General features: G+C 72.0%; 18 protein-coding genes. 5 read left to right on the forward strand and 13 right to left on the reverse strand.

The window, feature by feature from the left end; genetic code table 11:
- Positions 1-138: 138 nt before the first annotated feature.
- From ACIOGX_RS18905 to rsmI, 6 genes are all read right to left on the reverse strand, one after another.
- On the reverse strand, positions 139-1,101 hold the full coding sequence (locus tag ACIOGX_RS18905; protein WP_401767000.1) for a 4-(cytidine 5'-diphospho)-2-C-methyl-D-erythritol kinase: 963 nt from the start codon (positions 1,099-1,101) through the stop codon (positions 139-141).
- Positions 1,102-1,133: 32 nt separating this feature from the next.
- Entirely contained in the window at positions 1,134-1,976 is an 843-nt protein-coding gene (gene rsmA / locus ACIOGX_RS18910) for a 16S rRNA (adenine(1518)-N(6)/adenine(1519)-N(6))-dimethyltransferase RsmA (RefSeq protein ID WP_356512871.1), read from the reverse strand.
- A 116-nt stretch (positions 1,977-2,092) separates the two neighbouring features.
- Complete coding sequence (locus tag ACIOGX_RS18915) at positions 2,093-3,457, reverse strand: ubiquitin-like domain-containing protein (RefSeq protein WP_401914492.1); 1,365 nt, start codon at positions 3,455-3,457, stop codon at positions 2,093-2,095.
- Positions 3,458-3,608: 151 nt separating this feature from the next.
- On the reverse strand, positions 3,609-4,478 hold the full coding sequence (locus ACIOGX_RS18920; protein ID WP_401914495.1) for a TatD family hydrolase: 870 nt from the start codon (positions 4,476-4,478) through the stop codon (positions 3,609-3,611).
- 74 nt (positions 4,479-4,552) lie between these two features.
- The gene (locus ACIOGX_RS18925) at positions 4,553-5,002 is read right to left on the reverse strand and encodes a hypothetical protein (RefSeq protein ID WP_401914498.1); all 450 of its coding nucleotides are present in this window, start codon (positions 5,000-5,002) and stop codon (positions 4,553-4,555) included.
- Between the two features lie 132 nt (positions 5,003-5,134).
- Positions 5,135-6,058 (reverse strand): 16S rRNA (cytidine(1402)-2'-O)-methyltransferase, encoded by a 924-nt coding sequence (gene rsmI / locus ACIOGX_RS18930; RefSeq protein ID WP_401767007.1) that lies wholly within the window; start codon positions 6,056-6,058, stop codon positions 5,135-5,137.
- A gap of 62 nt (positions 6,059-6,120) precedes the next feature.
- Between rsmI and ACIOGX_RS18935 the strand changes: the two genes are divergently transcribed.
- The 4 genes from ACIOGX_RS18935 to ACIOGX_RS18950 all read left to right on the forward strand — a co-directional run bounded on the left by ACIOGX_RS18935 (position 6,121) and on the right by ACIOGX_RS18950 (position 11,870).
- Positions 6,121-7,839, forward strand: a complete 1,719-nt coding sequence (locus tag ACIOGX_RS18935; protein WP_356512581.1) for a phospholipid carrier-dependent glycosyltransferase — start codon at positions 6,121-6,123, stop codon at positions 7,837-7,839.
- A 221-nt stretch (positions 7,840-8,060) separates the two neighbouring features.
- Complete coding sequence (locus tag ACIOGX_RS18940) at positions 8,061-9,704, forward strand: penicillin-binding transpeptidase domain-containing protein (RefSeq protein ID WP_401914503.1); 1,644 nt, start codon at positions 8,061-8,063, stop codon at positions 9,702-9,704.
- On the forward strand, positions 9,701-10,552 hold the full coding sequence (locus ACIOGX_RS18945; RefSeq protein ID WP_401914506.1) for an EamA family transporter: 852 nt from the start codon (positions 9,701-9,703) through the stop codon (positions 10,550-10,552). The genes ACIOGX_RS18940 and ACIOGX_RS18945 overlap by 4 nt, the downstream gene beginning before the upstream one ends.
- A gap of 163 nt (positions 10,553-10,715) precedes the next feature.
- Entirely contained in the window at positions 10,716-11,870 is a 1,155-nt protein-coding gene (locus tag ACIOGX_RS18950) for a DUF1259 domain-containing protein (RefSeq protein ID WP_401914509.1), read from the forward strand.
- A gap of 131 nt (positions 11,871-12,001) precedes the next feature.
- On the opposite strand, the gene ACIOGX_RS18955 is transcribed toward ACIOGX_RS18950, so the two are convergent.
- The 5 genes from ACIOGX_RS18955 to ACIOGX_RS18975 form a co-directional block, all read right to left on the reverse strand.
- On the reverse strand, positions 12,002-12,772 hold the full coding sequence (locus tag ACIOGX_RS18955; RefSeq protein ID WP_356512575.1) for an SDR family NAD(P)-dependent oxidoreductase: 771 nt from the start codon (positions 12,770-12,772) through the stop codon (positions 12,002-12,004).
- Positions 12,759-13,997 (reverse strand): serine hydrolase domain-containing protein, encoded by a 1,239-nt coding sequence (locus ACIOGX_RS18960; protein WP_401914511.1) that lies wholly within the window; start codon positions 13,995-13,997, stop codon positions 12,759-12,761. The genes ACIOGX_RS18955 and ACIOGX_RS18960 overlap by 14 nt, the downstream gene beginning before the upstream one ends.
- 76 nt (positions 13,998-14,073) lie before the next feature.
- Positions 14,074-14,856 (reverse strand): ABC transporter ATP-binding protein, encoded by a 783-nt coding sequence (locus tag ACIOGX_RS18965; RefSeq protein WP_356512571.1) that lies wholly within the window; start codon positions 14,854-14,856, stop codon positions 14,074-14,076.
- On the reverse strand, positions 14,853-15,614 hold the full coding sequence (cbiQ, locus tag ACIOGX_RS18970; protein ID WP_401914514.1) for a cobalt ECF transporter T component CbiQ: 762 nt from the start codon (positions 15,612-15,614) through the stop codon (positions 14,853-14,855). The genes ACIOGX_RS18965 and cbiQ overlap by 4 nt, the downstream gene beginning before the upstream one ends.
- Position 15,615: 1 nt before the next feature.
- Complete coding sequence (locus ACIOGX_RS18975; RefSeq protein WP_401914517.1) at positions 15,616-16,665, reverse strand: energy-coupling factor ABC transporter permease; 1,050 nt, start codon at positions 16,663-16,665, stop codon at positions 15,616-15,618.
- Positions 16,666-16,940: 275 nt separating this feature from the next.
- On the opposite strand from ACIOGX_RS18975, the gene ACIOGX_RS18980 reads away from it, so the two are divergent.
- Positions 16,941-17,354, forward strand: coding sequence for an SsgA family sporulation/cell division regulator (locus tag ACIOGX_RS18980; protein ID WP_356512565.1), 414 nt, complete (start codon positions 16,941-16,943; stop codon positions 17,352-17,354).
- Between the two features lie 136 nt (positions 17,355-17,490).
- Here the strand turns inward: ACIOGX_RS18980 and ACIOGX_RS18985 are convergent, their stop codons facing one another.
- Positions 17,491-19,728 carry an MMPL family transporter gene (locus tag ACIOGX_RS18985; RefSeq protein WP_401914519.1) on the reverse strand — a complete coding sequence of 746 codons (2,238 nt, stop codon included), beginning with the start codon at positions 19,726-19,728 and terminating at the stop codon, positions 17,491-17,493.
- Between the two features lie 104 nt (positions 19,729-19,832).
- On the reverse strand, positions 19,833-20,405 hold the full coding sequence (locus tag ACIOGX_RS18990) for a TetR/AcrR family transcriptional regulator (RefSeq protein WP_356512561.1): 573 nt from the start codon (positions 20,403-20,405) through the stop codon (positions 19,833-19,835).
- Between the last annotated feature and the right edge of the window lie 303 nt (positions 20,406-20,708).

The following is a 20,708-nucleotide window of genomic DNA, read 5'->3' on the forward strand; positions in this document are numbered from 1 at the left end:
CCGGACAAGCCCCGGGTGACGAGGGGGAGGGGAGAAGGAGAAGGAGCGGGCGCCGGGGCGGCCCGGTGCGTGAGGTGGTGAGGGGCGACCGGCCGCTTCCGCCGACGCGGCTGCCCCCACCCACCCGCGGCTCGGCCGTCAGGCGGGGGCCCGCTCCACCACCGTCGCCCCCCGCGCCGGTGACGGGGCCACCCGGGTCGTGCGGCACGTGCCCGAGGTGAGCAGCGCCCGGGACACCTCCTCCGCCGTGTCCGCGTCCTTCGTCAGGAAGGCCGTCGTCGGGCCCGAGCCCGAGACCAGGGCCGCGAGGGCGCCCGCTGTCCTGCCCGCGGCGAGGGTGCCGGCGAGGGACGGGCGCAGCGTGAGGGCCGCGGGCTGGAGGTCGTTGGACAGCGCGGCGGCCAGGGCGGTGGCGTCGCCCGTGCGGAGGGCGGCGAGCAGGGACGGGTCCGCGGACGGGGCGGGGACGGGGGTTCCCTCCGTCTGGCGGTCGAACTCGCGGAACACCGTCGGCGTGGACAGACCGCCGTCGGCGACCGCGAACACCCAGTGGAAGGAGCCGCCGACCTCCAGGGGCGTGAGCTGTTCGCCCCGTCCGGTGCCCAGCGCCGCCCCGCCGATCAGGCTGAAGGGCACGTCACTGCCCAACTCGGCGCAGATGGAGAGGAGTTCGTCCCGCGAGGAGCCCAGCGACCAGAGGGTGTCGCAGGCCAGCAGGGCGCCCGCGCCGTCCGCGCTGCCGCCCGCCATGCCGCCCGCGACGGGGATGTCCTTGGCGATATGGATATGGACGCGCGGGTCGATGCCATGTCGCTCCGCCAGTGCCAGCGCCGCGCGGGCCGCGAGGTTGGTGCGGTCGAGGGGGACCTGCGCCGCGTCCGGGCCCGTGCAGGTGATCCGCAGTTCGTCGGCCGGGGTGACCGTGATCTCGTCGTACAGGCCCACGGCGAGGAAGACGTTCGCCAGGTCGTGGAAGCCGTCGGGGCGGGCCGCGCCCACCGCCAGCTGTACGTTCACCTTCGCGGGCACCCGTACGCGTACGCGCGTCCCCGCCGCCCCGGCCGTCCCCGCCGCCCCGGCCGTCTCCGCCACCCCTGCCATCCCTGCCGCTCCTGCTGCCCCTGTGCCGACGCTCACGCGCCCGCCCCCTTCGACTCCGCGATCCGCGCGAATTCCTCGACCGTCAGTGCCTCACCGCGCGCCTGCGGCGAGACGCCCGCCGCGACCAGCGCCGCCTCCGCCGCCGGGGCCGAACCCGCCCAGCCGGCCAGCGCCGCGCGCAGCGTCTTGCGGCGCTGCGCGAAGGCCGCGTCGACGACCGCGAAGACCTCGGTCCTGGAGGCCGTCGTCTTCACCGGCTCGGCCCTGCGTACCAGCGAGACCAGGCCCGAGTCCACATTGGGCGCGGGCCAGAAGACGGTACGGCCGATGGCGCCGGCCCGCTTGACGTCCGCGTACCAGTTGGCCTTCACGGACGGCACCCCGTACACCTTGTTGCCCGGCGCGGCGGCGAGCCGGTCGGCGACCTCCGCCTGCACCATCACCAGCGTGCGTTCGATCGTCGGGAAGCGCTCCAGCATGTGCAGCAGGACGGGCACGGCCACGTTGTACGGAAGGTTCGCGACCAGCGCGGTCGGCGCCGGGCCCGGCAGTTCCCGGACCCGCATCGCGTCGGAGTGCACGAGCGAGAAGCGCCCCGCGCGCGCCGGCATCCTCGCCTCGATCGTCGCGGGCAGCGCGCCCGCCAGGACGTCGTCGATCTCCACGGCCGTCACGCGGTCCGCCGCCTCCAGCAGCGCCAGCGTCAGCGAGCCGAGCCCGGGGCCGATCTCCACGACGACGTCGTCCGGGCGCACCTCGGCGGTGCGGACGATCCTGCGGACGGTGTTGGCGTCGATGACGAAGTTCTGTCCGCGCTGTTTGGTCGGGCGTACGCCCAGCGCCGCGGCCAGCTCGCGGATGTCCGCCGGGCCCAGAAGTCCCTCATGGCCGCCGAGGCCGCTGGGGCCACCAGGGGCGTCAGCGGCGTCAGGGTCATCAGGGGTGTCGGGCTCAGCGGCGTGGGGCTCAGGGGCATCGGGCTCAGTGGTGCTCACCCGGTCAGCCTACGGCCGCAGTGGGGCCAGGGGCTCGCCCCCCGCTGCACGTAGAGCTTCTTCGCGCGGTACGTCTGTTCCGCGGCCGGTGCGTCCTGCGGGCGTCCGCTGCCGCCGAGGGCGTGCCAGGTGGCGGTGTCGAACTGGTACAGCCCACCGTAGTTCCCCGACGCGTCGACGGCCCCCGGCCGGCCCCCCGACTCGCAGGCGGCGAGCCCGGCCCAGTCGAGCCCGTCCGCGCCCGACACGGAGACCGGCGCCGTCTTCGTCCCCACCCTCACCCGCTGGGTGACCGCGCGGCGCACCACCTCTTCGTGGATCCTCCGCGGCTTCTCCTTGACGCCGTTGACCGTGCGCAGGGCGTACGTGACCCGGCGCGCGCCCGGCCTGCCCTGCTGGTCGACGACCTCGGTTCCCCGGAAGAGGCCGGGGTCCTCGGTCCGTACGGTGTCGTACGGGATGGGCTCGTCGCGTACCCGCTCACCCGCGGTGATCCGCATGACGGTGATCGTCGAGCCGTCGCGCGGGAAGGTGTCCGGCGGTACGGACGTGGTGTCCTGCCCGTGCAGCGCGAGGCCGGCCAGCGCCAGGGCCTCGGCGACGGTCGCCGCGTTCGTACGGATCGTGTGCTCGCGGCCGTCCGCCATGAACGTGACGGTGCGCTCGGTCCGTACGTCCAGAGCGAGTCCGGAACGGGAGATCGCGGCGGAGCGCGAGACGGAGAGGAACGCGCCCTCCGCGCGCACCCCGAGCTGGCGCAGCGCGCCCTCGACGGTGCGGGCCGTCGTCCACACCTGGCGCCGGTGTCCGTCGAGGGTGAGCAGGACGGGCCGCCCGTAGCGGACGACGACGTCGTCACCGTTGACGAGTTCCGCGCCGGGTGCCGGGGCGACGATGTCGTGCGCGCCGACCGACACGCCCTCGTGCGCGAGCAGTTCCTCCACCTCCCCGGCGAAGGTGTGCAGGGTGCGCGGCTCGCCTCCGTCGACGGTGAGGTTCACGGCCTTGTCGTTGACGACGAACGCCGAGGTGCCACCGGCGAGGAAGGCGACGACGAGCGCCTGCGGGACGAGCCGGCGCAGCGCCTCGGGGGAGGCGGCGGGCCTGGGCAGGGAGACCTGGGGCGGAGCGGCCTCGGGCCGGGAGACCTCGGGCAGGACGGCTCGGGGCGCCGGGACGACTCCGGGCGCCGGAGCGCCCCCTGTCGGCGCGCTCCCGGACGGCGAAACGTCCGATGCCACGCCTCCGGATGCCGCGCCCCCGGACGTCGGGACATCGGACGGGGCGGGTTGACGGCGGCCGAACCCGCCCCGTGCGGCACGGTGACTGCCCTGCGCATTGCTCACGACGCTCCACGGCATCCGGTCCGGTCCGGTCCACCACGGCCCGGACGCCCACGACCGCGGTGCCCCCGGAGACTAATGGAGCCGCCGTCACTCTCCAAAGCGACTCGACTACGCAGCGTGCCGACGCTACCCTGCGCCCTCCCGGCACCTCCCGGTCCGTTATGCGTCAGTAACCGAACGCCCGAGCCGTATTGCCGGAAATCGCCTCGGCCATGGCGTCCTCACCGATCCCCCGCACCTCGGCCATCGCCCGCAGCGTCACCGGAATGAGATAAGGCGCATTGGGCCGGCCGCGATAGGGCGCCGGTGTGAGAAAGGGCGCATCCGTCTCGACGAGAACAAGCTCCAATGGCGCTACTGTGAGCGCGTCACGCAACGGCTGAGCGTTTTTGAATGTGACATTGCCCGCGAAAGACATGTAATACCCGGCCGCCGCACATACCTCGGCCATTTCCGCGTCACCGGAATAACAATGGAACACCGTGCGTTCCGGAGCGCCCTCTTCCGCGAGGATGCGCAGCACATCGGCGTGCGCCTCGCGATCATGGATCATGAGCGCCTTGCCGTGGCGTTTGGCGATCTCGATATGGGCGCGGAAGGAGCACTCCTGGGCGGCCATGCCCTCGGGGCCCGTACGGAAGTAGTCGAGTCCCGTCTCGCCGACGGCCCGTACCCGCTCCAGCGCGGCCAGCCGGTCGATCTCGGCCAGCGCGTCGTCCAGCGCCTCGTCGCCGCCGCCCTCGCGGGCCCCCTGCCGCGACCAGCCGTCGGGGTCGCCGTGCACGATCCGGGGCGCTTCGTTGGGGTGCAGCGCGACCGCCGCGTGGACGTTCTCGTACGCCGCCGCCGTCTCCGCGGCCCATCGCGAGCCCTTGATGTCGCACCCCACCTGGACCATCGTCGTCACACCGACCGAAGCGGCCTTGGCGAGACCGTCCTCGACCGTGCCGTCCTGCATGTCCAGGTGGGTGTGCGCGTCCGCGACCGGGACCCGAAGGGGCTCGGGCAGCGGTGGCGGGGCTTGTTTCGCACTCATGGGCGCGATCCTACGAGGGCCGCGCCCGGCCGGTCACACGCGGTGGTACGGGTGCCCCCGTGACGCGCGGTGCGTCATGTGCGGTGGTGGTGCTGGAAGGGGTGCAGGAGGTCGGAGAGATGCCAGTGGTGCTGCCTGGCCGCCGTGCCCGCCCCGTCCTCCCCCGACGGGGCGGCCCCGGTGGCACCGTCGGTTATCTCCTCGCCCGCCTGCGCCGGTATCCCCTTGCCCGCCGCGCCGCGCTTGCCCTTCGCCGGGTGGTGCTGCTCCGCCATGAGCGCCCGTACCGACGAGACCTGGCCGGAACGCATGATGCGGACGACGTGCCCCCCGCAGTTGACGCAATTCGGGCTGGACAGCGGGGAAGCCACCCGCACACCCTCGGACTTGTAGACGACGAAATTGTGGCCCGAGCCGTCGACGTGGTGCTCTATGTCGTACGCCTGCTCCCAGCCGTGCCCACAACGCATACAACAAAAGGCATATGCCTCGTGGGCAGCGGCTGTACCCGTGATCTCACTCATGCCAGCTCCTCTCCACTGACCAAGTGGACGCCTTTGACAGCGGGAGCGCATCAGCCCTGTCGATTAATGGATTGGTCTTGGCCTTCTCATGCCCAAAGGGCCCGGCACACGGTCTGCGCTTTGCATTTCACGCTATTCCTTTGCCGTCCGCGGGGGACTTTCCCCGGGCGCCGCTCCGGGGGCCGCGCCGAGGGCCGCGCCGGGGGCCGCGCGCGCCGCGTTCTTCGCCGCGACCACCGCGTCGAACACCTCGCGCTTGGGCAGGCCCGCCTCGGCGGCGACGGCGGCGATCGCCTCCTTGCGCCGCTCCCCCGCCTCCTCCCGCACCCGCACCCGGCGCACCAGCTCCTCCGGGTCCAGATCGCCGGGCACCGGCTCCGGGGCGCCCTCCACGACCACGGTGATCTCTCCCCGTACGCCCTCGGCCGCCCAGGCCGCCAGCTCGCCGAGCCCGCCGCGCCGTACCTCTTCGTAGGTCTTGGTCAGTTCGCGGCAGACGGCCGCCCTGCGGTCGGCGCCGAAGACCTCGGCCATCGCGGCGAGGGTGTCGTCCAGGCGGTGCGGCGCCTCGAAGTAGACGAGCGTGCGGCGCTCGTCCGCGGCCTCCCGCAGCCGGCCGAGCCGTTCGCCCGCCTTGCGGGGCAGGAAACCCTCGAAGCAGAAACGGTCCACCGGCAGCCCGGAGAGCGCCAGCGCGGTCAGCACGGCCGACGGGCCCGGCACGGCCGTGACCTTGATGTCCCGTTCGACGGCCGCCGCCACCAGCCGGTAGCCGGGGTCGGAGACGGACGGCATGCCCGCGTCCGTGACGAGCAGCACCCGCGCCCCGCCCGTCAGCGCCTCGACCAGCTCCGGCGTGCGCGCGGACTCATTGCCCTCGAAGTACGACACGACCCGGCCGCGGGTCTGCACCCCGAGCGCCTGGGTGAGCCTGCGCAGCCGCCGCGTGTCCTCCGCGGCGATCACATCGGCGGTCTCCAGCTCGGTGGAGAGCCGGGGCGGCGCGTCCGTGACATCACCGATGGGCGTCCCTGCGAGTACCAGCGTTCCAATCACATCCGCCATCCTCGCAGGGCGCGAGGCGCCCCACGCACAGCGGCGTTCCCTACGATGGCGCGGTGACCAGTACTGCGCCAGAAGCCCTCCACGGGCACGACGCCGGCGACAAGCCGCCCTCATGGCCTCAGCGGCTGCGCCGATTCGGCCATGTGCCCCGGCCGGTGACCGGGCTGCGCGAGCGGCTGGTGCCGCCGTACACCCGGCCCTCGGAGCGGCTGTGGGCCGTGCTCGGCGTGCCTCCCCGGCTCGCGGACCGGATGATCCGCTGGTCCGCGTGGGGCGGGCCGCTGCTCGTGGCGCTGGTCGCCGGAGTGCTGCGGTTCTGGAACCTGGGCAGCCCCAAGGCGGTGATATTCGATGAGACGTACTACGCGAAGGACGCCTGGGCGCTCATCAACCAGGGGTACGAGGGCAGCTGGCCCAAGGACATCGACAAGTCGATCCTGAAGGATCCGTCCTCGGTCCCGGTGCCCGTCGATCCCGGCTATGTGGTGCATCCGCCGGTGGGCAAGTGGGTCATCGGCCTCGGCGAGCACTTCTTCGGGTTCAACCCCTTCGGCTGGCGCTTCATGGTGGCGGTGCTCGGCACGCTCTCGGTGCTGATGCTGTGCCGGATCGGGCGGCGGCTGTTCCGTTCCACGTTCCTGGGGTGTCTGGCGGGCGCGCTGCTCGCGGTGGACGGCCTGCACTTCGTGATGAGCCGCACGGCCCTGCTCGACCTCGTGCTGATGTTCTTCGTCCTGGCCGCCTTCGGCTGTCTGCTGATCGACCGCGACTGGGCACGGCGGAGACTGGCGGCGGCGCTGCCGGTGGACGAGGACGGCGTGCTGCGCCCGGACCGGGAGGTCGCGGAGAATCTGCGGCTCGGCCTCAGGCCGTGGCGGATCGCGGCGGGACTGATGCTGGGCCTGGCGTTCGCGACGAAGTGGAACGGGCTCTACATCCTGGCCGCCTTCGGGATCATGTGTGTGGTGTGGGACCTGGGCGCGCGCCGGACGGCGGGCGGGGGCCCGTTCTGGGGGGTGTTCCGGCGCGATCTGCTGCCGGCCTTCCTCTCGACGGTCCCGGTCGCGATCCTCACGTACATCGCCTCATGGACCGGCTGGATCGTCAGCGACAAGGGCTACTTCAGGAACTGGGCCGAGACGGCGGGCAAGGGCGGCTCCTGGACCTGGCTGCCGGACTGGCTGCGCAGCCTCTGGCACTACGAGAACGAGGTCTACAGCTTCCACGTCAATCTGACGTCGGGCCACACCTATCAGTCGAACCCGTGGAGCTGGATCGTCCTGGGCCGTCCGGTCTCGTACTTCTACGAGGACCCGGAGGCCGGCACCGACGGCTGCCCGGCGTCCACGGCCGGCAAATGCGCCCGCGAGGTGCTGGCGATCGGCACCCCGCTGCTGTGGTGGGCGGGGGCCTTCGCGCTCTGCTACGTCCTGTACCGCTGGTTCTTCCGCCGTGACTGGCGCGCGGGAGCGATCGCCTGCGCGGTGGCGGCGGGCTGGGTGCCCTGGTTCCTGTACCAGGAGCGGACGATCTTCCTCTTCTACGCGGTCGTGTTCGTCCCGTTCCTCTGTCTCGCGGTGGCGATGATGATCGGCGCGATCGTGGGGCCCGCGGGCTCCGACGAGAGACGCAGGACGATCGGCGCGGTCGGTGCCGGGGTGCTGGTCCTGCTGATCATCTGGAACTTCATCTACTTCTGGCCGCTGTACACGGGCACGGCGATCCCGCTGGACGCGTGGCGCAACCGGATGTGGCTGGACACCTGGGTCTGACGACGACGGCGGCGGGCCACGGCGGCAACCAGGACGGCGGCCGGGACGGCGATCGGGGGCGGTCGGGGCGGCGATGGGGGAGGCGATCGGGGCGCGCGTCAGTCCGATAACGCTCACCCGGCACTCGCCCCCTGTGACACACCGGTCCCGTAGGGTGCACATGTCGTCCTCTTGAACGCGTTCAGAAGTTCGGGGGACTCCTGGGGAGGGGGACTGCACTCATGCGCAGTGGAGCCAAGATCGCCGTGATAGGCGGGGTGTTCGCCGTGGTCGCGGGCGGGGTCGGGTACGGCGCCTACAACGTGTACGACGGCCTCACCGGCGGCAACGGATCATCGGGCGGCGACCTCGCCGCCACGACGCGCGAGGTCAGGACCGGGCCGCTGAGCGCCGCCGAGGTCGACAAGGCCGCGAAGAACTTCCTGACGGCGTGGGCGAAGGGGGGCGACCCCGGCGCGGTCGCCCAGCTGACCAACGACCCGGCCACCGCCGAGAGCGCCATCGGCGGCTACCGCGACACGGCCGGTGTCACCACCGCGGTGATCACGCCGGGCCCGGCGGTCGGCGCCAAGGTCCCGTTCACCGTGAAGGCCACCGTCACGTTCGAGGGGAAGACCAAGCCCTGGTCGTACACCTCGGAACTGACCGTGGTGCGCGGGCTCACCACCGGCCGGCCACTGGTCGACTGGGCGCCCTCGGTGATCCATCCGAAGCTGACGAAGGACACCCGCCTCGTCGCCGACGAGGCGTCCGCGCCCCCGATCAAGGCCGTCGACCGCAACGGCGCCGAGCTGACGAAGGAGAAGTACCCCTCGCTCCGGCCGGTCCTCGACGAGCTGCGCAAGCGGTACGGCGACGACGCGGGCGGCTCCGCCGGTGTCGAGCTGGTGCTGAGGAGCGACACCGAGAGCGTGCCGGACGAGACGCTGCTCACGGTCTCCAAAGGCACGGCCGGCCGGCTGACGACCACGCTGGACGCGAACGTGCAGGCCGCCGCCGAGCAGGCGGTGAAGAAGTACAGCGAGGCGTCGGTCGCCGCCGTCAAGCCGAGTACGGGCGAGATCCTGGCGGTCGCCAACAACCGCGAGGACGGCTGGAACGCGGCGATGCTCGGCAGGCAGGCGCCGGGCTCCACCATGAAGATCGTGACGGCGGCGATGCTGCTGGAGAAGGGCCTGGTGGGCGCCGACCGTCCGGCCGAATGCCCCAAGGAAGCGTTGTACCAGGGCCGTACGTTCACGAACCTGGACGGTTTCTCCATCGCGGGCGGCACGTTCACACAGAGCTTCGCCCGCTCCTGCAACACCGCCTTCATCAAGCTGATCGACGATGCCGAGGACGACGCCGCGCTGAAGGCCGAGACCGAGCAGGTCTTCGGCATCGGCCTGGACAACTGGAAGACGGGCGTCGCGTCCTTCGACGGCAGCGTGCCGGCCGCGGCCGGCGGCGAGGCGGCGGCGCAGTACATCGGGCAGGGCACGGTCCAGATGAACGTCCTCAACATGGCGTCCATCACGGCCACCGCCAAGAACGGTTCGTTCAAGCAGCCCGTCATCGTGCCGCGTTCACTGGACGACCGGGAACTGGCCACCGCCGCGCGCCCGCTGCCGTACAACGTGGCGAGCCAACTGCGCGCCATGATGCGGGTCACGGCCACGAGCGGTACGGCGGCGAACGCGATGTCCGGGCTGGGCGGCGACAAGGGCGCCAAGACCGGTTCCGCGGAGGTCGACGGACAGGCCACCTCCAACAGCTGGTTCACGGGCTACCAGAACGACCTCGCCGCGGCGGCCGTCGTCCAGGCGGGCGGCCACGGCGGCGACGCGGCGGGCCCGGTGGTGGCGTCCGTACTGGCCGCGGGGTGACACCGCTCGTCGCCTCCGCGGTCCTCGTCGCCGCTCTCACCCACGCCGGCTGGAACGCCCTCGCGCACACGATCAAGGATCAGCTGGTCGCCTTCACCCTGATCGGCGGGGGCGCGGCGGTGATCGGCGCCGCCCTCGCCTGCTTCACGCCGCTGCCGCACGCGGCGGCCTGGCCGTATCTGATCGTCTCCGCGCTGCTGCACATCGGCTATCAGGCGCTGCTGATGCGCTCGTTCAGCCTGGGCGACTTCGGTCAGATGTACCCGATCGCGCGCGGTACGGCGCCGCTCGTGGTGACCGTACTGGCCGCCGTCTTCGTCGGGGAGTCGCTGGACGCCTGGCAGGCGGCGGGCGTCGCCGTCGCCTCGGCGGGGCTGGTCGGTCTCGCGCTCCGGGGCATCAGGGGCTCGGGGAGGACGCCCGACTGGCCGGCGCTGCCGGCCGCGGTCGCGACGGGGCTGTCGATCGCCGCGTACACGGTGGTGGACGGTGCGGGGGTACGTGCCTCGGGCTCACCGCTCGCCTATATCGCCTGGCTGATGATCCTGGAGGGACTCACGATCCCGGCGTACGCCCTGTACGCGCGCCGTGGCCGGCTCCTCGGCCAGCTGCGGCCCCACGCGGCGCGGGGGCTGCTCGGCGCGGCCCTCTCCATGCTGGCGTACGGCCTGGTCCTGTGGGCCCAGACCCGCGCCCCGCTCGCCCCCGTGGCCGCGCTCAGGGAGTCGTCGATCATCGTCGGCGCGGCCATCGGGGCGGTGTTCTTCAAGGAGCGCTTCGGTACGCCGCGCATCGCGGCGGCGGGTCTGATGGTCGTGGGGATCGGGCTGATGCTGCACGCGGGCTGATACGCCCCGCCGCGGGCGCGGGCGCCGACCACCCCCTGAGGGCCTCCACCCGGGCCTTTGGTCCGGACGGTGCCACTTTGGCAACACTCGCCGGGCAGCGCCCGGCAGATCCTGGTTTATCCAGTCGCTCATGGTCTCCTCTCGTCACGGAGGTATCGATGTGATGAGCGGACAACCACACGAAGAAGCGGACCATCACGACACATCTGACAGCGACCCGAACCGGAATCAGGACCGGAACACGGACCAGGACCGGGACACGGACCGGGACACGGACCAGGACCGGGACCAGGACCGGCACTCGGACCACGCATCGGGGACGCCGCGGCGTCTTCTGCTGACCACCACCGCCGCCGCGCTGGCGCCGCTGCTGGCCGGGGTCGGCGCCACCACCGCCCGTGCCCAGGCCCAGGATCCGGCCCCCGCCACGATGGAGGGCGGCGGCCACGCGCACGCGCCGGTCCAGCCGGTGACCACCACCCCGGCCGACTGGGAGCAGGTCGCGCGGGCGCTGGGCCGGCGGGGTTTCATGGCGGGCGACATGGCGTACAACACGCACTTCCCGCGCCGGGACCTCCATGTCGTCTCCTACGGAGTCCCCGTCTCACCGGAACTCGCCCTGGGCTCGCATGTGGCCTTCGTCCGCTACGCCGACGGCAACGTGCTGGCCATGGGCGATCTCACGGTGACCGAGGGCGAGTTGCACGAGGTGACGGACGTCCTCCAGGCGCACGGCATCGAGCAGACCGCGCTGCACAAGCATCTGCTCGCCCACTCCCCCGACGTCTGGTGGACCCATGTCCACGCGCACGGACGGGATCCGGTGGCCATCGCCCGCGGTCTGCGCGCGGCGCTCGACCGCACCGCGGCCCCGCCCGACGAGCCGCCGCGACCGCCGGGTCCCGTCGATCTGGACACCGGCGCCATCGATGCCGCGCTGGGCATGAAGGGCTGGCAGGAAGGCCGGGTCTACAAGACCACCTTCGCGCGCCGGGAGGTCGTCGTGGACAGAGGTATGGCGCTGCCCCGCGGCCTGGGCACGATCTCCGCCTTCATCTTCCAGCCGCTGGGGGGCGGCAGGGCCGCGCTCAACGGCGATGTCGTGATGGTCGCCGAGGAGGTCCAGGACGTCATCAAGATCCTGCGGCACGGCGGGATCGGCCTGGTCGAGCTGCACAACCACGGACTCAGGGAGGAGCCGCGGCTGTTCTTCATCCACCTCTGGGCCGTGGGCGACGCCGTCGGTCTGGCCAGGACCCTGCGCAAGGCGGTGGACGCCACCAACGTCGTCGGGGTCGCGCGCGGGCGCGGGGTGTAGGCCGTCGGCCCGCCGGGCGGGCGGGGATTCGCCGCGCCACAGCGGCTCGGGCGGCGGCGCCCCGCCCCGCCGGGCCCGGCGCCTCTCCCCGCTCCTCGCCCCGCGGCCCCTGCCCCCCGCGACTCCGCGCGCTACTCCTCGTCCGTGAACGCCCTCCGCAACCCCAGATTGCTGGTCAGGATCCCGCCGTCGACCGGCAGCGTCACCCCCGTGATCCAGGAGGCGTCGGCGGAGGCCAGGAACGCGACCGCCGCCGCGATATCGGCCGGCGTGCCCACCCGTCCCATCGGGTAGTGGGCCGCCGCGCGGTCCAGCACCGCCTCGCGGCCCGCCCAGGCGCCGGTGCGGATCGTCCCCGGTTCCACGAGGTTGACGCGGACACCGCGCGGCGCCGCGTGGCCCGCCAGCGTACGGGTCAGGCCCGCCAGGCCGGCCTTGGCCGCGCTGTAGGCGTGGTTGCCGAAGTCCTGTTCGCCGTTGACCGAGCCGATCGAGACGATCGCGCCCCGGCCCGAGGCCGCCAGATACGGCAGCGCCGCGCGGGCGCAGCGGAAGGCGCCGGTCAGGGTGATGTCGAGGTCCAGCGCCCAGACCTCGTCCGGCTCGTCCTCGAAGAGCGGGGCGTCCTTGGTGCACGAGTACGCGTTGTTCACCAGCACGTCCAGCGAGCCGAAGGTCTCGGCCGCGTACGCCACCGCCGCCTCCACCGACGCCCGGTCCGCCACATCGCAGCCGAGCGCGACCGCGCCCGGGATGGACTCGGCGGCCGTCACCGCCCGCTTCTCGTCCAGGTCCGTGACCAGGACGCGCGCGCCCTCCTCCGCCAGCCTGCGCGCGGTCGCCTCGCCGATGCCCCGGCCCGCGCCGGTGATCAGGACTCCGTATCCGTCAAATCGCTTCATCCGGCGATGATGTCGCCGTTCGCACCGCGCGCACCAGAGCCTGTGCGCGGGGGTCCGCCGTCACTCCCTTGCGCATGCCGTTCGTCACGTACCCCATCGCGATGCCCGACTCCGGGTCGGCGAAGCCGAGCGAGCCGCCGCGCCCCGGGTGTCCGAAGGAGCCGGGGCCGAGCAGCGGGGCGGCCGGGCCGTGCAGCATGAAGCCCAGGCCGAAGCGGGTGGCGACGACCAGGACCCGGTCGGGGCCCGCGGATTCCTCCGTACGCGCGAGCGTCAGCGTCGCGGGGGCGAACAGCCGGTGGCCGTCGACGGGGCCGATCATCGCGGCGTAGCAGCGGGCCAGCGCGCGGGCGGTCGAGATGCCTCCGGAGGCGGGGAGTTCGGCGGCGCGGTAGGCCGGGTCGTTCTCGTCGGGCCGGGGTTCGATGACGCCGAACGCACGCCGCGTCAGGGACTCCGCGTCGCGGTACGCCTCCGACACGGACCGTTTGGGCCGCAGTCTGAGCGCGCCGCCGACCGCCGTCGGCTCCTCGACCGGTCCGATCCGGCCGACCCGGTGGGCTTCTTCGGCGGGCAGTCCGACCCAGAAGTCCAGCCCCAGCGGACGGGCGATCTCCTCGGCGATCCACCGGCCCACGCCGCGGCCGGTGACCCGCCTGACCAGTTCGGCGATCAGCCAGCTGTAGGTGTGCGCGTGGTAGCCGTGGTCGGTGCCCGGCTCCCACTCCGGCCGCTGGGCGGCCAGGGCCCGCGCGCCCGATTCCCCGTCGATGGCCTCGGCCGGGGTGAGCGGCCGGTCGAGCACCGGCACCCCGGCGCGGTGCGACAGGAGGTGGCGTACGAGCACCCGCTCCTTGCCCGCGGACTTGAACTCCGGCCAGTACGTGCCGACCGGGGCGTCGAGGTCGATCTGCCCGCGCTGGTGCAGGAGCAGTGGTACGGCGGCGGCGACGCCCTTCGTGGCGGAGCGGACGATCTGCGCCGTGTCGACGGCCCACGGCGCCGCGTCCACGCCGTCCGTGCCGCCCGCGCCCCGGTCCCCCGGCTCCTGCCCGGTGAGATCGCGTCCGGTGAGATCGCGGGTGCCCGCCCACAAATCGACGACCTTGCGCCCGTCCCGGTACACGGCGACGGCCGCGCCCTGTTCCCCGAGCCGCTCGAAGTTCCGTACGAACGCGTCCCTGACCGGCTCGAAGCCCGCCTCCACCGTGCCCTGGACGTCCACGCCCGCACTCCCGCCCGTCGGTACCCACGCCTCGTACCGCTCGTCGTCCCGCCACGCCCCGGCGGCGCGACCCCTTCTATGGTGCAACGTGCCCCGGCGACACGGAACGCGGGTCGAAACCGAACGGCAGCTCCAACCGGTGCGCGCCCATCAGCTTCTCGTCGCCGAGCAGTTGCCCCGTGGGCCCGTCCGCCACGATGACGCCTTCGCTGAGGATCACCGCACGCGGGCAGAGTTCGAGAGCGTACGGCAGATCGTGCGTCACCATCAGTACGGTGATGTCCAGCGCCCGCAGGATGTCGGCCAGTTCGCGCCGGGACGCCGGGTCGAGATTGGACGAGGGCTCGTCGAGGACGAGGATCTCCGGCTCCATGGCCAGGACGGTCGCCACCGCGACCCGGCGGCGCTGGCCGAAGGAGAGATGGTGCGGCGGCCGGTCCGCGTACTCCGCCATCCCGACCTGGCCGAGCGCGGCCGTGACCCGGGCCTCCAGCTCGGGGCCGCGCAGCCCGGAGGCCGCCGGGCCGAACGCCACGTCCTCGCGCACCGTCGGCATGAACAGCTGGTCGTCCGGGTCCTGGAAGACGATGCCGACCCTGCGGCGGATCTCGGCCAGATTCCGCTTCGCCACCGGCACCCCGGCGACCGCGACCGAACCGGCCCCGGCGGTCAGGATGCCGTTGAGATGCAGGACGAGCGTGGTCTTCCCGGCGCCGTTGGGCCCCAGCAGGGCCACCCGCTCACCGCGTCCGACGGTCAGCTCGACGCCGAAGAGGGCCTGATGGCCGTCGGGATACGCGTACGCGAGCCCGCTGACCTCAAGTGAGGCGGGCACGGCGGGGGCGGAAGGCTCGGTCATAGGGTCCAGCCAAGCAGACAGACGGCGAGCGCCGACACGGGGAGGGCGGCGGCGTACGTCCACTGCGCCCGGGACGCGGTCACCTCGTCGATGACGGGCATGCTGCCCGCGTACCCCCTGCTGACCATCGCCAGGTGCACCCGCTCACCGCGCTCGTAGGAGCGGATGAAGAGCGCGCCGGCGGACTTGGCGAGGACGCCCCAGTGCCGGACGCCCCGGGCCTCGAAGCCGCGTGAGCGCCGGGCGACCGACATCCGCCGCATCTCGTCGGTGATGACATCGCCGTAGCGGATCATGAAGGACGCGATCTGCACCAGCATCGGCGGCAGCCGCAGCCGCTGGAGGCCGAGCAGCAGGGAGCGCAGCTCGGTCGTGGAGGCGAGGATCACGGACGCGGCGACGCCCAGCGTCCCCTTCGCGAGGACGTTCCAGGCGCCCCAGAGTCCGGGGACGCTCAACGACAGCCCCAGGAACTGGACGTGATCGCCGGGGACCACGAAGGGCATGAGGAACGCGAAGGCCACGAACGGGATCTCGATCAGCAGCCGGCGCAGCAGGACGCCCGCGGGGATACGGGCCGCGCGCGTGACGGCCGCGAGCAGCACGGCGTACAGCGCGAACGCCCAGACGGCCTCGCGCGGGGTCGAGACCACCACGAGCACGAAGCAGAAGACGGCGGCCAGTTTGCAGTGCGGGGGCAGTGCGTGGACCGGTGAGTCCCCGTGCCGGTACAGCGTGTGGGCGTGGCCCGCGCCCATGTCAGGCGTTCCCGCCGGCCGCGACCGTGTCCGCCGCGGTGCGGCGCCGTCGTACCACCCAGAAGACGCCGCTGCCGACGGCCACCGTCGCGCCCACCCCGATCACGCCGGCGAGCCCGCCGGAGATCCGGGCGTCGTCGACGTCCCGGACGCCGTAGTCGGCGAGCGGGGAGTCGGCGGTGTGGTGCGGCTCGGTCTTCCGGTCGATGCCCTGGTCGGCGGCGACCTTCTCCAGGCCGTCGGGGTTCGCGGAGGCGTAGAAGGAGACGAAACCGGCCAGGACGAGCGCGGTGACCAGCCCGGTCGCCCAGAGCGTGCGGGTGGAGCGCGCGGCCACCGGCACCGGGCCGGACGCCGGGGCGGCGTCGACCAGTTCACCGCCCACCCGCAGCTTCAGCGGCGCGGACAGCCCCCGGGCTCCGTACACGAGGTCGGGCCGTACGGCGATGACCGCGCCGACCGTCAGCGCGGTGATCGCGGCCTCGCCGATGCCGATGAGCACATGCACCCCGACCATCCCGGTCAGCACCTTGCCGATCGGGATGTCGGTCGTCCCGCCGATCCAGTAGAAGAAGGTGAACGCGAGGGCCGCGGCCGGTACGGAGACCAGCGCCGCCACGAACGACGAGACGGTCACCGAGCGGCGCGTGCGCGGCAGGAGCTTCACCAGAGCGCGGAAGAGCGCGTACGAGACGACGGTGGTCACCACGGCCATGTCGGTGATGTTCACCCCGAGCGCGGTGAGCCCGCCGTCCGCGAAGAGGATGCCCTGCATCAGCAGGACGACGGAGATGCACAGGACCCCGGTGTAGGGACCGACGAGTATCGCCGCGAGCGCGCCGCCGAGCAGATGACCGCTCGTCCCTGCGGCCACCGGGAAGTTGAGCATCTGCACGGCGAAGATGAACGCGGCGACGAGTCCGGCGAGCGGTGCGGTGCGCTCGTCCAGCTCCCGGCGCGCGCCGCGCAGGCTGACCGCGACGGCGCCCGCGGCGACGGCACCGGAGGCGGCCGAGACGGGCAGATCGATGAATCCGTCGGGGACATGCATGGCGGGGGCTCCGCTTCCTGCTCGTATGGCGCGGTGATGAGCCGTTCGATGATAGGGCCCTCTTGCGAACACCTCGCAAGAGCATGTGACATGCACGGTGACGGGAGGGTGTTCGACGGATATACGAACAGCAAAGCCATGGACAAATGCGGGAGGTTTTGTATGATTAAGAGCCAAATGTCCGGTTCTTCTGTTCAAGGAGTCGCGCTCCCGATCCCGCCCAGCCACCGGCAGCCACAAGCAGCCGTCGCAGCAGCCACCGAGGAGCCAGGTCGATGTCACCCATCGTCGTGCAGTCCGCCACAGCGCGTCTCATCACGGACGCCCCGCACCCCAAGACCGTTTCCGTCACACTCCGCTACGACGGCGCCGATCCGCTCGCCATACGTATCGTGTTCCCTCCCGAGGTCTCCCTCAACGGCGACGAGGTCGTCTGGGCCTTCGCCCGCGACCTGCTCGAATCCGGCCTGCGGCTCCCCTCGGGCGAGGGCGACGTACAGGTGTGGCCCTGCGGACGGGCCCAGATCGTCGTGGAGTTCCACTCGCCGGACGGGGTGGCGGTGGTCCAGTTCGACACGGCGCCGCTGCGCCGGTTCCTGGACAGCTCGTACGCGATGGTCCCGGCCGGCCAGGAGCGGCACGACATCGAGGTCGAGACCGAGCTGAGCAAGCTCCTCCACCGGACCTGAGACGCACCGCGGCCCGGCCGCCGCCCCTCAGGGCGTACGACCGGGCCGCGCATGACGCTCCGGCTCCCGTCCCCACGGCCGCCGGCGCGATCCGGGGCCACGCACCGCTCATGCGGTGGCCCCGGGGTACCAGGGGTCAGACGCGCACAAGCTCACGGTCCTGACCGGGCCCGCCGTCCGGACCCTGCGACGTGTCGTCCCCGAGCCGGTGGCGCAGCGCCTCGCCCTCCACGTCCACGTTGGGCAGCGCCCTGTCCAGCCGGCGCGGCAGCCACCACGCCTTGTCACCGAGCAGCGCGAGCACCGCGGGCACGATCGCCATCCGGACCACGAACGCGTCGAAGAAGACGGCGATGGCCAGCCCGAAGCCGATCATCTTGATCATCGACTCGCTGGAGCCGATGAAGCCGGCGAAGACCGCGATCATGATCACCGCGGCGGCCGAGACCACCCGCGCGCCGTGCCGGAACCCGGTGACGATCGCCTCGCCGGGCCGCTCCCCGTGGACATACGCCTCCCGCATCCGGGTGACGAGGAAGACCTCGTAGTCCATGGCGAGACCGAAGACCACGCCCACCATGAAGATCGGCATCATCGACATCACGGGACCGGTCTGCTCGACCCCGAGCAGCCCCCCGAGCCAGCCCCACTGGAAGACCGCGACGACCGCGCCGAGGGCGGCGACCACGGAGAGCAGGAAGCCGAGAGCGGCCTTGAGCGGTACGAGCACGGAGCGGAAGACGAGCATCAGCAGCAGGAACGCGAGCCCGACGACGAGCGCGAGGTAGGGCAGCAGCGCGTCGTTCATCTTCTGCGAGAAGTCGATGTTCATCGCGGTGGCACCGGTGACCAGGACCTGGGCACCGTTGTCCGCCGTGATCTCCCCGCCGGTGTCCCGGATGGAGTGGACCAGGTCCTCCGTCGTGACCGAGGAGGGGCGGTCCTCGGGGATCACCGTGATCGTCGCGGTGTCACCCGCCTTGTTGACGGTGGACGGGGTGACGACGGCGACGCCGTCCAGCTTCTTCACCGTGTCCGACAGCTCGGTGGCCGCCGCCTTGGCGTTGTCGTTGGCCTTGCCGTCCACGACGACCATCAGCGGCCCGTTGAACCCGGGCCCGAAGCCGTCGGAGAGCAGGTCGTACGCCTTGCGCTGGGTGGTGCTCGGCGGCTGCGAACCGTCGTCGCCAAGACCCAGCTCCAGCGAGGCGGCCGGAATCGCGATGACCCCGAGCCCCAGCACCGCCGTGACGAGGACGGCGACCGGACGGCGCAGCACGAAGCGCGCCCAGCGGGTGCCCATGTTCGGCTTCCCGGTCTCCTCGCCGCCCGCCGCCCTGGCGTCCATGGCCTTGCGGTCCTTGCGCCCGTGCACCCGCTTGCCCGCGAAGCCCAGCGTCGCCGGGATGAGGGTGAGCGCGATGAGGACGGCGATCACGACCGTACCGGCGGCGGCGAGGCCCATCTTGGTGAGCATCGGGATATTGACGACGGCCAGCCCGGCGAGCGCGATCACCACGGTCAGACCGGCGAACACCACGGCCGACCCGGCGGTGCCGACGGCCCGTCCCGCCGCCTCCTCGCGCTCCCTGCCCTCGGCCAGTTCGGCCCGGTAGCGGGAGACGATGAACAGCGCGTAGTCGATCCCGACCGCCAGACCGATCATCATCGCCAGGATGGAGGTGGTGGAGCCCAGGTCGAGGACGCTGGCCAGCGCGGTGATCGTGGAGACCCCGACGCCGACCCCGATGAGCGCGGTCACCAGCGGCAGCCCCGCCGCGACCAGCGAACCGAACGTGATGACCAGCACCACCGCGGCCACGGCCACACCGATGATCTCCGTGGACCCCATCTCGGGGGTGGCCTGGAGCGCGTCCCCGCCGACCTCCACGGTCAGCCCCTGCGCCCTCGCCTCGGCGCCGGTCTCCTCCAGAGCGGTACGGGTCTCGTCGGTCAGCTCCATCGAGGTGACCTTGTAGGAGACCTGCACGTACGCCGTCGAGCCGTCCTTCGAGACGGCGTTCACGGTGTACGGATCGGTCACCGAGCCGACCTGGTCGGACCCGCCCGACAGCTCATCGACGATCTTGCCGACCTCGGCCTTGTGACCGGCGTCGGTCATCTTCTCGCCGGCCGGTGCCTTGAAGACGACCCGCGCGGTCGCACCGTCGGCACTGGCTCCTGGGAAGCGCTCTTCCAACAGGTCGAAGGCCTTCTGGGCCTCCGTCCCCGGTATCGAGAAGGAACTGGACGTGGGCGTGGACGCGGAGGCGGCTCCGACACCGGCGAGCGCGAGCAGTGCCACCCATACCAGGGCGACATAGTTGCGGCGCCGGAAGGCGAACCGTCCGAGTTTGTAGAGGAACGTGGCCACGAGGGCGTACTCCCGGGTCTGTGAATGGATCTGAGGGCATGGGGAGCCGGCCCGACGGCGAGAGAGCGGCACGCGTCAGGTACTGCGGGTGCTGAGGGGGACGGTCAGACGCCGAGGGCGGGGAGGATCACGGCGTCGAAATACGAAGTGAGGAAGTCCCGGTCGGGCGACCGGTCCTCGATCAGCTGCCGGGCGACGATGGCGCCGACCAGCATGTGGGTGACGTACTTCAGCGCGGGATTGTCCGGGGAGACCTCGCCCCGGTCCACAGCGCGCTGGAGGATCTGCGCGAGCCCATTGAGCTCGGGCTCGATCAGGAGCTCACGGAGCGCCTGATGGAGATCGGGGTTGTCGTGGACGGCATGGAAAAGACCGCGCATCAGCGCGCTGTCCTTCTCCATCTGGCAGTCGTCGGTGTGTGCCATCACGGCGTGGAAGTCACCGCTCAGCGAGCCGGTGTCCACGTCGACGAGCTTGATGGGCTTGTTGTGCCGCATCGCATGGGCGACCAGCTCGGGCTTGCTCCCCCACTGGCGGTAGAGGGTGGCCTTGCTGGAACGGGTGCGGGCGGCGATGGCGTCCATGGTGAGGGCGTCATAACCGACCTCGCGCAGCAGATCGAGCACGGCGGCGTACAGCTCTGCTTCACGCTCGGGGGTGAGCCTGCTGCGCGCCACGGGTCTGCTCCTGCCAAACGAAACGGTTTCGTACAGTACGAAGATAACCCCACCCCCCAACGAAACGAAACCGTTTCGCATGTGCGCTGCGACACCTTTTTTTGAGGGCTCGGTTCGCCTCCGGAAAGACGGCACCCGGAACGAAACCGGCACCCCACCCCAGCGCGCACCCCGCGCGTTGAGCTGGGCGACCACCGGGGAGAGGGGGTCGGGGGCGGAGGAGGTGCGTGTCCGGACACTAAAGCGTGATTTGTGGCGCACGGACGCCCGAACCATCGTCAGGGCAGAGTCGCGCCGTAAATC

This window comes from Streptomyces sp. NPDC088147, assembly GCF_044741565.1.
Classification (GTDB): Bacteria; Actinomycetota; Actinomycetes; order Streptomycetales; family Streptomycetaceae; genus Streptomyces.